The sequence below is a fragment of the Altericroceibacterium xinjiangense genome (assembly GCF_003958635.1).
Classification (GTDB): domain Bacteria; phylum Pseudomonadota; class Alphaproteobacteria; order Sphingomonadales; family Sphingomonadaceae; genus Altericroceibacterium_A; species Altericroceibacterium_A xinjiangense.
In genome coordinates this window covers 133,810-146,292 of the sequence record NZ_RSEK01000001.1, presented here as the reverse complement: position 1 = coordinate 146,292, position 12,483 = coordinate 133,810, and the positions used below count along the sequence as shown (strand labels likewise).

Genomic DNA, 12,483 nt, shown 5'->3' with positions numbered 1-12,483 from the left:
AGCCGGAAAAGGGAAGGTCAGTTGGCGCGGCTGGCTTGCCGCACCTGCCGGAATTCGGACGTTTCGCGCCATTCCGGCCAGCGAGTGGAGTTGGCGAGATCGCGGCCCACCTGATAGGCGAGCGTCACGTCCTCCGCCGCGGCGGCAAAGTCGAGGTCCTCGCTCCACGCATCGCACGTCTGGTGGTAACACCGCATGTAGCCATCGAGCCAGGCCTGCCCCGCCTCACGTCCGCCTTGCTCCAGGTCGGGAACGCCGCTGATCGCCATGAACAGCAGCGTCGGCACGCCCCTTTTGGCGAGGGAGAAGTGGTCGGCGCGGTAGAACAGGCCGCGCTCCGGCAGCGTCTCGGGCGTCACCACCCGGTCCTGCGTCGCGGCGGCGCGCGCAAGATCGTCCTCAAGGCTGTTCTGGCCCTTGCCAACCAGCATCACGTCGCGCGCGGGTCCGCCGGTCTGGAGAATGTCCAGCGTGATGTTGGCCACGGTCTTGGCGGCGGGATAAACGGGATTGGTCGCGTACGTCTCGGAGCCGATCAGTCCGCGCTCCTCGCCGGTCCAGAAGCCGAACACGACGCTGCGTTCCGGCGCGGGTCCCCGCTTGAACGCGCGCGCGATGTCGAGCAGCCCGGCCATGCCCAGCGCGTCGTCGTTCGCGCCGGGGCGAATGGTCCGTCCCGCGGCATCGGGCACGCCGTGGCCGTAGGCGTCCCAGTGCGCGCCATACATCACCACTTCGTCAGGACGGACGGCACCGGGCAGCCGCGCCAGCACGTTTCGGCTCAGCAGCGCTTCATGCGTCACCGGCACGTTGGCCGAAAACGTGGCGGGCAGCGGCACCGGGCGGAATTCGGGGGAGCGGGCCCTGATCCGCTGTTCGGCCAGATCCAGCCCGGAAGCCGCGAACAGCCGGGCGGCGGCATCGCCGTGCAGCCAGCCTTGCAGGGCCAGCCTGTCGGACGCGTTGGCGACATCGTAATTCTCGCCGCCGGGCGCGGTGACCGTATCCCAGCCGTATCCGGCGCCGGGCGTGTCGTGGACGATCAGCGCCGCCACCGCGCCGCGCCGGGCGGCTTCCTCGAACTTGTAGGTCCAGCGGCCGTAATAGGTCATCGTCCGCCCGCCGAAGCGATCCGCTGCCGCTTCGCCCGCGGCCGCTTCGAAATCCGGATCGTTGACCAGGAAGACCGCGACCTTGCCCTTGAGGTCGACGTCCTTGAAATCGTCCCACTGGCGTTCCGGTGCGGTCACGCCGTAGCCGACGAACACCATCGGCGCGTTCGCGATCGTGACGCGATCAACCGGCCGCACCGTGCTGACGTAAAGCTCCTGCGCCTGGGTGAGCGGCAGGGGTTGCCCGCTGACGGTGCCCGCCATGGTGCCCGGTTCCAGCTGGGTGTGCACCATCGGCACGGCCTGCGTCCATTCGCCGTTCGGCCCGCCCGGTTCCAGCCCGATCGCCTTCAGCTCATCGACCAGCCAGTTGACCGTCATGGTTTCCCCGGCCGTTCCCGGCGCGCGCCCCTCGAACGCATCGGAAGCAAGCGTGCGCACGTCCTGCGACAAGCGCTGGGAAGAAATCGGAGAGGTATCGGCAACCGTGGAAGGAGTGGTCGCGCACGCGGCGAGGGTCAGCAAGGGAGCAAGCAGGATTTGTTTCATGTGAGACAGGTTAGGCCGACCTGCTTCTGCTCACAAGCCCGTCTCACAAGCCGGGTGGCGGCGCATCACGCACCCATCCGGCTTGCATCCCTCGATCTGGTTTCCGGCCCCCGGTGGACCGGCTCCACCTCCGGATCGTCCGGGCCGTTCAGGGCCGCTCTCCGCTCGAAAGCCTGGAGCTTGTTCCGCACGAGCGCGAGCGAGGGGCCGTGCAGGGCAGTTTCGGCCTGCTGCACCATCAGCCGCGCCTCCTGCGCCAGCAGCTGCTTGCGCCGGGCCGATGTCGCTCCCAGCAGGACGCCGTGAAGAACCTCGATGAAGATTTCCGCCGCGGTCTCGTTGGTCGCCGCCGCCGCGCGGACGCCGCCCAGGGATCGCCTGAGGAAGTGCTCGAAATCGTCCGCAATCGGCTCGACGCGGGCCGGGTCGTACCCCGACTGCTCCGGCCCCTCGTTCAGGCTGCGGTTGGCGAGCTTCGCCAGCGCGGCGCCCATCCAGTGCAGGCTGGTGATCGCGGTGAAGGGATCGTTGATCCCCGGCGAAAGCGCCCGAAGCGCAATCTCGACCAGCTCGTCCATCAGGAACTCGAGGTCCTGCGTGGGTGTGCGGGAATCGCCTAGCGAGAAGCACTGGAGAAGCCGCCGCTGCAGCGTCTCGTCCGGCTCCGCGCCCGCGACTTCGATCACGGGAAGGTGAGGGTGAATGAAATCGCCCGTGCGAACCCGCAGCGCCAGCCGTACATCTTCCTGACGGGCGATTGCGTCCAGCGTGGCGAAATCGATGATCTCGATGTAGCCGACGTCGCGGGCCGTGATCGGTTCTCCCCGGACGAGGTCGGGCGGCTCGTTCGACCCGCCTTCTGCCGGGAAGCGCCGTTCGATGTCCCGGATCAGCCGTCGGCCGATCCCGCCGACGACTGTGTTGATGCGGATGCTCGCGGGAATGTGGTGCAGGAAGTAGACGAGAACCGCCACGGCAAAGAGCAGGGACAAGCCGGACAGGGCCATCGACAGCTGCGGAACGAAGGCGCCCAGCGCTTCGGCACTTTCGCCCGGGGCCAGCGTGTCCTTGGGGTCGCGGACGACCCGCAGGACCAGAAGATTGTAGAGGAACGTGGCAATGAAGGTGCCCAGCGACAGCTGGTTGCCCCGGTCGTGCATGAAGTTGGTCAGCAAGCGGGGCCCGTAGCTTCCCGAAGCATAGGCGACCGCTGCGATCGTGATCGCGAAAACCGTGGAAGCAACGCCGATCATCGCGCTGGCGATCACGGTCAGCTGCGCCCGTGCGCCATCGGGGCGGGCCACCTCGAACCAGCCATAAGCTTCCAGCCATTCGGGCCCCCACACCCTGTCGAGGTGAATGGTCCCCCAAGCCAGCAGCATGGCCAGTACCGTGAGGATCGTGGGCAGGAACCAGTAGCTGGCCTTCAGGCTCAGCCATCGGGAGCGAATGCTGCTGTTCATGGGCGCTCAGCCCGGCTGCGGTGATCGGCCATGCGCATCATCGAATACTGCAACGCCGACTGGGGGCAGAAGTGCCAGACCGCGTCGGAAGGAAAGGAATGGCGGCGCGGGCGGAAATCCGGTGCGGAACTGCGCCGCGGCGGGATCATTGATCCTCCAATCCGCAAAAAAGGGAAACGTGTGCCCTCGCAATCCCATTCCTCGCCCAAATCCGTGCCGGACCTGCCGTGAACATTACGGTGGCGCAAGTCCGCGCAACGCTCGAAGGAATGGTTCGCGACTTCCTGGCGATGCTGCCGCTCGTGGCGGCGGGCGTGGTGGTCTTTCTCCTGTTCTGGCTCGCCGCCGGCGCTGTCAGCCAGCTGATCGCCCGCCGCGCGGCCAAACCGGACAGCCTTCCCGGGGCGGCGACGGCGATTGCCCGGCTCGTCTACATCCTGATGGTCAGCGCCGGCGTTCTGGCCGGCGTGACGGTCGCCTTTCCGACGATGACGCCCGCGCGCCTGATTTCACTGCTCGGCGTCGGCGGGATCGCCATCGGCTTTGCGTTCAAGGACGTGTTCCAGAATCTTCTCGCTGGCTTGCTGATCCTGCTGCGGCAGCCGTTCAGGGTCGGGGATGAGATCACCACCGGAGAGCACACCGGCACCGTCGAGGCGATCGAGACCCGGGCGACCTTCCTGCGGACCTACGACGGACGGCGCATCATCATCCCCAACAGCCAGGTCTATACCGAGCCGGTCGAAGTAATCACCGCCTACGAACTGCTGCGGTCGGAATACGATGTCGGGATCGGGTACGGCGATTCCATCGCAAAGGCGAAGGAGATTGCGCTGGCGGCGATGCGCGGCGTGGACGGCGTACTGGCGGATCCTGCGCCCGATGTCCTGACATGGGAACTGGCGGGATCGTCGGTGAACCTGCGCATACGCTGGTGGACGCTGCCCAAGCGCGGCGGGGTGGTGCAAACCCGCGACCGCGTTCTGCAGGCGGTAAAGGAAGCGCTGAGCGAGGCGGGGGTCGACCTTCCGTTCCCCACCCAGGTCGTGCTGTTCCACGATCAGACCGAAGAGACGGACGGGGATCGCACCCGCCAGCGCGAAGGCTGGCCGGCCGGCGAAAACCCGCCCGAACCGGGACGCTTCCGCGTCAGCCTGGAACGTCCTTCCGCCGCGCGCAAACAGTAGTCCGCTACTCCGCCGAAGCCGCCCCGCTGCCGAGAAACCCGGTCAGCCGTTCCAGCGAGTAAGGCTTCTGGAGCAGCTCGAACCCGTGGGAGCCTTCGGTCGCGAGCACGTGGCTGTACCCGCTGGTCAGCACGACTCTGAGCGTGGGATAACGTCGGCGCACTTCCTCGGCCAGCTCGATCCCGCTCATTCCCGGCATCACCACATCGGTGAACACCAGATCGAAATCGCCGCGCTTCTCCTCAAGGATCTTCAGCGCGGACTGGCCATCGGGCGCCAGCGTCGCGGTGTTGCCCAGTTCCTCGAGCAAGCCGACAGCGAAGCTTCCGACATCGACGTTGTCCTCCACCACGAGGATGGTCTGGTTCGGTACCCGTCCGGCTTCCGGCGCGGCGCTCTCGGGAGCCGCCGCCGGGCGGGCCTTGCTTTGCGGCAGGAACAGCGTGAACGTCGTGCCCTGGCCTTCCTCGCTCTCCACGTGGACATCGCCGCCGGATTGCTTGGCGAAGCCATAGACCTGGGACAGCCCCAGGCCGGTCCCGCGCCCCACTTCCTTGGTGGTGAAGAAGGGTTCGAATACGTGCGGCAGGGCATCCTCGGCTATTCCGGATCCGGTGTCCTTCACGGAAACGGCGATGAACTTGCCTTTCGCCGGGTGATGGCCCCGGATCGCGGGAATGCCGGTGACGGGCGAAACGGCGATCCGCAGCACGCCTTGTCCGTCCATCGCGTCCCGGGCGTTGATCGCCAGGTTGACGATTGCGGTCTCGAACTGGGCGACGTCCGCTTCCACGAAGCAGGATCCGCAACTGGCGTCGAGCTCGACCCGGATCCGCGCGCCCGAAAGGGTATCGACCATGTCGGCTATCCGGCCGGTCCGCTCGGCAATGTCGAACACTTCCGGCTGGAGCGACTGCCGCCGTGCGAACGCAAGCAGCTGGCCGGTCAGCTTGGCGGCCCGGTCCGCCGTGTCGGAAATCGCATCCAGATAGCGCGTCTTGCGTCCCTCGGAAAAACTCGGGCGGCGGAGCAAATCGACCGAGGAGCGGATGATTGTCAGCAGATTATTGAAATCGTGCGCGACGCCCCCGGTAAGCTGGCCGATCGCCTCCATCTTCTGAGACTGGCGCAGCGCTTCCTCGGTCTTGAGCAGTTCGCTGGACCGGGCGCGCACTTCTTCCTCAAGGTTGTCCTTGATGCGCCGCAGCTCGTCCTCGGCCGCCTTTCTCCGGGTGATGTCGACCAGTACGCCCAGCGCTCGCTCGGGATTGCCGTCCCGGTCGCGGATCACCTCGGCGCGAAGCAGGAACCAGCGCAGATCGTCCGGGGAACGATAGAACCGGAACTCCGATTCGAACGTCCTGTCGCCGCGGGCGAGGGCAACTTCACCTTCGATCCGAAGCCGCTCCCGGTCATCGGGATGATAGTGGGAGCGGACGTTCTCGATGTCCTCCAACTCGGCCTCGGGGATGCCCAGGAACGCAGCCAGTCCGGGAGACGGCGCCAATGTCTGGCCGGGCAGGCTCAGCTCCCAGATGGCCATTTCCGCTGCATCGAGGGCAAGGCGCAGACGAGCCTGGCTTTCCTCGAGCGCGGCCTGACGCGCGCGCCGGCTCGCAATGTCCCTGAAATAGACCGAAAGCCCGCCGGAGTGCGTGGGATGGATGTCGATCTCCACCCACTTGCCCAGGATCGGGGAGACGGTTTCCAGGTCCTGCGGCTCCCGTTGCTCCATCGCGGTCACGTGGGCCTGATAGGAGACGCTGCCGACCGCATCGGGAAACTCCTCCCAGATGACTTTGCCGATCAGCTCCTTGCGGCTCCGGCCCCATGCCTGCTCTGCCCGGCAATTGATGTACGTGAGGCGCCACTGGTCATCGACGGCGTAGAACGCGTCGGACAAGCTCTCCAGGATCTCGACCGTGTGGCGATGGATCGCGCGCCGTTCCTCTTCGGCTTCGTGCTGCGCGGTCCGGTCCCGAACGATCTTGATGTAGCCGATGTGCTGCCCTTCGTCCTCGAAGCGCATCAGCACTCCGGAAGCGAAAAACCGGGTCCCGTCCTTGCGCATGTGCCACCGCTCGTCCGCGGCGCGTCCTTCCCGGCAGGCGGTCAGGCGCTCAAGGTCATAGACATCGTTTGCCTGATCTTCCGGCGTAAAGATGATGCAGGAATCCTGCCCCCGCATTTCGGATTCGGACCAGCCGAACAACTGCTCCGCTCCGGCGCTCCAGTAGGCGACGCGCCCTTCCAGATCGGTGGTGAGCACCGCGTATTCGTCGGCGCTGTCCAGGACCAGCTGTGCAATGCGATCGGGGTTCACTCTCATGGGAACGGCAATGCGTTAGCGGTGGCTGGGGGCCACGCCGGGGAACGGGTTCGATTGGACACGTCCCCCAAACCTGCGGGGGGTGGGTGCGTTCCTGCTGGGCATCCAAGAAATGCGCACTCCGACAGCCGCCGGTTCCCGGACGCAGCAGGCCTGCGGCTTCGGCGGGCCGTTTGTCCGGGGCTCAGCAGCGACTGATCGGCTCTTCCGATTACTCTCAGAGGAACGATCAGTTTCCTCCATCTTTCCAGCCGCGCTAGCGCCGGTCCAGCGAAATGCCTGAATGAGGAGGGAATTGGCATGCACAAGAAATCCGTATCGATGCTGGCCATGCTGGCGGCCGCGATGGTCGCCAGCCCGGCGCACGCCCAGCAGCAGCCGGAAGAACAGATCATGGGGCAACTCCAGCCCCGGTCCATGTCCAACCAGGACTGGTGGCCAAACCGGCTGGACCTGAGCTCGCTGCGCCAGAGCGAAGCGGGAGCCAACCCCTACGGCGACGACTTCGATTACGCCGCCGAATTCGCCACGCTCGATCTCGAAGCGGTGAAGGCGGACTTGCGCAAGGTGCTCACCACCTCGCAGCCCTGGTGGCCCGCGGATTACGGGCATTATGGCCCGTTCTTCATCCGCATGGCCTGGCACAGCGCGGGCACGTACCGCGTCGCGGACGGGCGGGGCGGCTCCAACGGAGGCGAGCAGCGCTTCGAACCGCTCAATTCCTGGCCCGACAACGTCAGCCTGGACAAGGCCCGCCGCCTCGTGTGGCCGGTAAAGCAGAAGTACGGCCGCAAGCTGTCCTGGGGTGACCTGATGGTGCTGGCGGGCAACGTTGCGATGGAAGACATGGGCTTCAAGACCCTCGGCTTTGCCGGTGGGCGCGTCGATGCCTGGGAACCGGACCTCGTGTTCTGGGGCCCGGAAAAGAAGTGGCTCGCCGACGAACGGCGCGATGGAAAGGGCAAGCTCAAGGGGCCGCTCGCCGCGACCCAGATGGGCCTGATCTACGTCAACCCGGAAGGCCCGAACGGCAAGCCCGATCCGATCGCGGCCGCGGCCGACATCCGGCTCGCCTTCGGCAACATGGCCATGACCGATGAGGAAACCGTCGCCCTGATCGCTGGCGGCCACACCTTCGGCAAGGCCCACGGCGCCCACAAGCCCGAGGAATGCGTCGGCGTGGACCCGTCCGCCGTCGGCGTGGAGACGCAGGGCATCGGCTGGGCGAACAAGTGCGGCAAGGGCCATTCCGAAGACACGGTCAGCAGCGGCCTTGAAGGCGCCTGGACCTCCAGCCCGATCACCTTCACCACGCAGTATCTGGACAACCTGTTCAACTTCGACTGGGTCCAGACCCGCAGCCCGGCAGGCGCGATCCAGTGGGTGCCGAGCCAGAAGAGTGCTGCGATGCTGGTTCCCGACGCGCATGTGAAGGGCAAGCGGCACGCGCCGATCATGTTCACCACCGACCTTGCGCTGAAGGAAGACCCCGGATTCCGGGAAATTTCCCAGCGCTTCCAGAAGGACCCGAACCAGTTCGCCGATGCCTTCGCCCGCGCCTGGTTCAAGCTGACCCACCGCGACATGGGGCCGAGCGCGCGCTACCTCGGCGCGGAAGTGCCGCAGCAATCGTTCTCGTGGCAGGACCCGCTTCCCACGGCGGACTATGCGCAGATCGATGCCGGGGACGAAAGCCGCCTCAAGGCGCAGATCCTGGCGAGCGGCCTGACCGGCCCCGAATTGGTCAAGGCGGCATGGGCTTCGGCCTCGAACTTCCGCGGCACGGACATGCGCGGCGGGGCGAACGGCGCCCGCGTCCGGCTCGATCCGGCGAAGGGCTGGGCCGTCAACGATCCGGTGGAACTGCAAAAGGTGCTGGGCCGGCTGGAGCAGGTCCGCGCGGACTTCAACCGCTCCGCCACCGGCGGCAAGCAAGTCTCGCTGGCTGATCTGATCGTGCTCGGCGGGAATGCCGCGATCGAGCAGGCGGCGCAGAAGGCGGGCTACAGCGTCACGGTGCCGTTCACGCCGGGCCGCGTCGATGCCGCGCAGGACCAGATGGATGTCGCATCCTTCGAATACCTGCGCCCCCGGGCCGATGGCTTCCGCAACTACTACGGCGCGGACAGCGACCTTTCGCCGGCGGAAATGCTGATCGACAAGGCCGACATGCTGGGCCTCACCGTGCCGGAAATGACGGCGCTGGTCGGCGGCATGCGGGCGCTCGATGCCAACACCGGGCACGTGTCCCACGGGGTGTTCACCACCCGGCCGGGGACGCTCAGCAACGACTTCTTCGTCAACCTGCTCGACATGTCGACGCAGTGGTCGAAGTCGGCGACTGAAGGGCTGTACGAAGGCCGCGACCGGGCAACCGGGCAAGTGAAGTGGACGGCCACCCCGGTCGATCTGGTGTTCGGGTCGAATTCCGAACTGCGCGCCGTCTCGGAAGCCTATGCCTCGAACGATGGCGGGGAGATGTTCGTGAACGACTTCGTCAAGGCCTGGACCAAGGTGATGAACGCCGACCGGTTCTGAACCCAAACCATCCGGCGGCGGCACCCGTCCGCCGCCGGATACCTTTGAATTCCGCTCCCCCGCACCTAAGCTTGGGCCATGACTCAAACAGCAAACCTGTCCCTCGCGGGCACGACCGCCCTCGTCACCGGAGCAACCGACGGGCTGGGACGAGCCGCTGCCCGTGCACTCGCAGCCCAGGGCGCGCACGTGATCGTCCACGGCCGCAACCCGGCACGCGGAGAGGCGCTGGTGGACGAAATCACCCGCTCCGGCACAGGCTCCGCCTCCTTCCGGGCCGCCGACTTTTCCTCGCTCGAAGCCGTGCGCGCTTTCGCGGACCGGATCGCGAGCGACCACCCGAAGCTCGATCTGCTGGTCAACAACGCAGGCGTCGCCTTCCCGACCGGGGAGCCGCGCCACACCAGCGCCGACGGGCACGAACTGCAATTCGCGGTCAACTACCTCGCCGGCTGGGTGCTGGTGAACCGCCTGCGCCCGAACCTCGCAGCCGCCGCGCCGTCACGCGTGATCAACGTCTCCTCCATCGCGGCCGACCCGATCGACTTTGCCGATGTGATGCTGGAACAACCCGGCGCGCAGGATCGCGGCTATGGCCAGAGCAAGCTGGCGCAAGTCACCATGACGGTCGCGCTGGCCCCGGCGTTTGCACGGGACGGCATCACCATGGCCGCGATGCACCCGGCCACCTTGATGAACACCACGATGGTCAGCGACTTGCGCTACCCGCCGCAAACGAGCGTGGACGAAGGGCTTGAGCACCTGATGGCGCTGGTCACCGCGCCAACGCTGGAACCGGGCGCGTTCTACATAAAGGCAAAAACGGCCCGTCCCTACGATCCGCAGCCTTCCGATCCCGATGCACGGGACCGCCTGCTGGAACTCAGCGAACAGCTGACCGGAGTTTCTGCGGAATAGGCCCTTGAAAGTGGTGTCCGGGAAGCAGCGCGAGGCCTCCCGGACACGCTAGGCTGATCACGCCGCCTTGTGGTACTTCTCGCACCGCACGTCGAAGCGGTCGGCGTTCATCACCTTGACCCACGCCTTGACGAACTGCTCGACGAACATCCGCTCCGCATCGGCCGAGGCATAGACTTCCGCCAGCGCGCGCAATTGCGAATTCGCCCCGAACATCAGATCGGTGCGGGTCGCGGTCCACTTCTGCTCATCGGTCTTGCGGCAAGTGCCGACGAAGGTCTCGTCGCTCTTGTCGTCGACCTGCTTCCACGCCGTACCCATGTCGAGCAGGTTGACGAAGAAGTCGTTGGTCAGCTGCCCCACGCGATCGGTCAGCACGCCGTGCGGGGAATTGCCCTGGTTCGCGCCGAGCACGCGCAGGCCGCCGACCAGCACCGTCATTTCCGGTGCCGAAAGGCCAAGCAGCTGCGACCGGTCGATCAGCAGCTCCTCGGTCGGAACGTTGAAGCGAACCTGAAGGTAGTTGCGGAACCCGTCCGCGCGCGGCTCCATCGGCTCGAAGCTTTCCGCGTCGGTCAACTCGTCCGTGGTATCGCCGCGCCCGCCAAGGAACGGCACGTCGATGTCATGGCCGGCATCGCGTGCGGCCTTCTCCACCGCAGCCGTGCCGCCCAGAACGATCAGGTCGGCGATGGAAACGGCAGAATCGCCGCGAATTTCCTCCAGCGTCGACAGGACCCGGCTCAGCTCCGCAGGATCGTTGACGTCCCAGCTGCGCTGCGGGGCCAGCCGGATGCGCGCGCCGTTGGCGCCGCCGCGGTGGTCCGAATTCCGGTAGGTCGAGGCCGAAGCCCAGGCCGCCTTCACCAGTTCGCTGACGGTCAGCCCGCTGCTCAGGATCTTCTTTTTCAGATCGGCAACTTCGCGGTCGCTCGGCGTGTAACCGCGGGGAACGGGGTCCTGCCAGATCAGGTTTTCCTCCGGCACTTCCGGCCCGAGGTAGCGGATCTTCGGCCCCATGTCGCGGTGGGTCAGCTTGAACCAGGCGCGCGCGAAGGCATCGGCGAATTCGGCCGGGTTGCTGTAGAAGCGGTCGCAAATCTTGCGGAACTCCGGATCGACCTTCAACGCCATGTCGGCGGTGGTCATCATGGTCGGCAAGCGGCGGTTCGGGCTGTGCGCGCCCGGGGCCAAGTCTTCCGGCTTCTGGTCCACCGGCTGCCACTGCCAGGCACCGGCGGGGCTCTTCACCAGTTCGTATTCGTAATCCAGCAGCATGCGGAAATAGTTCATGCTCCACTGGATGGGGGTGGGCGTCCACGCGCCTTCCAGCCCGCTGGTGATCGTGTGATCGCCCATGCCGCTTTCGTGCCCGCTCTGCCAGCCAAGGCCCTGCTGGGCGACGTCCGCGCCTTCCGGCTCGGCCCCGACCTTGGAGGCATCGCCCGCGCCGTGGCACTTGCCGAAGGTGTGGCCGCCAGCGGTCAGGGCAACGGTTTCCTCATCGCTCATCGCCATGCGGTGGAAGGTTTCGCGGATGTCGCGCGCCGATCCGATCGGGTCTGGCTCACCGCCCGGACCTTCCGGATTGACGTAGATCAGGCCCATCTGGATCGCGGCGAGCGGGCTTTCCAGCGCCTTGCCGGACTCCTCGTCGATCCGCGTTTCGCCGAGCCATTCCTCCTCGCTGCCCCAGTAGACGCCGTGCTCCGGCTCATAGACGTCCCTGCGGCCGCCGCCGAACCCGAAGACCGGGCCGCCCATGGATTCGATGGCGACATTGCCGGCCATGATCAGCAAGTCGGCCCAGCTGAGGTTCCGGCCGTACTTCTGCTTGATCGGCCACAGCAGGCGGCGCGCCTTGTCGAGGTTTGCGTTATCCGGCCATGAATTGAGCGGGGCGAACCGCTGCTGGCCCGAACTGGCCCCGCCGCGCCCGTCGCCGGTGCGGTACGTGCCCGCGCTGTGCCAGGCCATGCGGATGAAGAAGGGGCCGTAATGCCCGTAGTCCGCCGGCCACCACGGCTGGCTGTCGGTCATCAGCGCGGTAAGATCGCGCTTCACCGCCGCGTAGTCGAGCGCGTTGAACGCCTCGGCGTAGTCGAAGTCATCCCCGTGCGGATCGGCGTTGGTGCCGTGCTGGGGCAGGATGTCGAGCGAAAGCTGGTTAGGCCACCAGTCCCGGTTGGTCCGGCCCACAAGGGTCCGCAGCGCCGCGCCTTCTTCCATCGGGCTGCCGTCCAGGGGATCGCCACCGGTCTTCATGTCCATGTCTTCGCTCCTTCGCCTTCGTCCCCGCGTCTGTGCGCGTGTCTGTCATCCAGGTCTGTTCGGCAACTTGCCAGCGCCTGTTCCAGTTCCCTCTTCCCAAGCGACGAACAGAGGCC

At 66.4% G+C, this 12,483-nt stretch carries 8 protein-coding genes; 4 read left to right on the top strand and 4 right to left on the bottom strand.

The features are described from left to right. Positions 1-17: 17 nt before the first annotated feature. Both ELY13_RS00785 and ELY13_RS00780 read right to left on the bottom strand, forming a co-directional pair. Positions 18-1,661, bottom strand: a complete 1,644-nt coding sequence (locus tag ELY13_RS00785) for a M28 family metallopeptidase (protein WP_126171982.1) — start codon at positions 1,659-1,661, stop codon at positions 18-20. 65 nt (positions 1,662-1,726) lie between these two features. After that, positions 1,727-3,124 carry a DUF2254 domain-containing protein gene (locus ELY13_RS00780; protein ID WP_126171981.1) on the bottom strand — a complete coding sequence of 466 codons (1,398 nt, stop codon included), beginning with the start codon at positions 3,122-3,124 and terminating at the stop codon, positions 1,727-1,729. A 30-nt stretch (positions 3,125-3,154) separates the two neighbouring features. Between ELY13_RS00780 and ELY13_RS00775 the strand changes: the two genes are divergently transcribed. Continuing rightward, the gene (locus ELY13_RS00775; RefSeq protein WP_126171980.1) at positions 3,155-3,355 is read left to right on the top strand and encodes a hypothetical protein; all 201 of its coding nucleotides are present in this window, start codon (positions 3,155-3,157) and stop codon (positions 3,353-3,355) included. Beyond that, on the top strand, positions 3,352-4,311 hold the full coding sequence (locus ELY13_RS00770) for a mechanosensitive ion channel family protein (protein WP_206435949.1): 960 nt from the start codon (positions 3,352-3,354) through the stop codon (positions 4,309-4,311). The genes ELY13_RS00775 and ELY13_RS00770 overlap by 4 nt, the downstream gene beginning before the upstream one ends. A gap of 4 nt (positions 4,312-4,315) precedes the next feature. On the opposite strand, the gene ELY13_RS00765 is transcribed toward ELY13_RS00770, so the two are convergent. Beyond that, positions 4,316-6,634 carry a PAS domain-containing hybrid sensor histidine kinase/response regulator gene (locus ELY13_RS00765; RefSeq protein ID WP_164549667.1) on the bottom strand — a complete coding sequence of 773 codons (2,319 nt, stop codon included), beginning with the start codon at positions 6,632-6,634 and terminating at the stop codon, positions 4,316-4,318. A 306-nt stretch (positions 6,635-6,940) separates the two neighbouring features. Between ELY13_RS00765 and katG (ELY13_RS00760) the strand changes: the two genes are divergently transcribed. Further along, positions 6,941-9,178, top strand: coding sequence for a catalase/peroxidase HPI (gene katG / locus ELY13_RS00760; RefSeq protein WP_126171978.1), 2,238 nt, complete (start codon positions 6,941-6,943; stop codon positions 9,176-9,178). Between the two features lie 78 nt (positions 9,179-9,256). Continuing rightward, positions 9,257-10,096 (top strand): SDR family NAD(P)-dependent oxidoreductase, encoded by an 840-nt coding sequence (locus ELY13_RS00755; RefSeq protein WP_126171977.1) that lies wholly within the window; start codon positions 9,257-9,259, stop codon positions 10,094-10,096. 57 nt (positions 10,097-10,153) lie between these two features. Here the strand turns inward: ELY13_RS00755 and katG (ELY13_RS00750) are convergent, their stop codons facing one another. Further along, a complete protein-coding gene (katG, locus tag ELY13_RS00750) occupies positions 10,154-12,367 on the bottom strand; it encodes a catalase/peroxidase HPI (protein WP_126171976.1) in 2,214 nt (737 codons plus the stop codon). Positions 12,368-12,483: the final 116 nt, after the last annotated feature.

What these genes read in the sequence shown, in the direction of transcription:
- ELY13_RS00785 (WP_126171982.1), bottom strand. Translation starts at nt 1,661, where the DNA reads ATGAAACAAATCCTGCTTGCTCCCTTGCTGACCCTCGCCGCGTGCGCG.
- ELY13_RS00780 (WP_126171981.1), bottom strand. Translation starts at nt 3,124, where the DNA reads ATGAACAGCAGCATTCGCTCCCGATGGCTGAGCCTGAAGGCCAGCTAC.
- ELY13_RS00775 (WP_126171980.1), top strand. Translation starts at nt 3,155, where the DNA reads ATGCGCATCATCGAATACTGCAACGCCGACTGGGGGCAGAAGTGCCAG.
- katG (WP_126171978.1), top strand. Translation starts at nt 6,941, where the DNA reads ATGCACAAGAAATCCGTATCGATGCTGGCCATGCTGGCGGCCGCGATG.
- ELY13_RS00755 (WP_126171977.1), top strand. Translation starts at nt 9,257, where the DNA reads ATGACTCAAACAGCAAACCTGTCCCTCGCGGGCACGACCGCCCTCGTC.
- katG (WP_126171976.1), bottom strand. Translation starts at nt 12,367, where the DNA reads ATGGACATGAAGACCGGTGGCGATCCCCTGGACGGCAGCCCGATGGAA.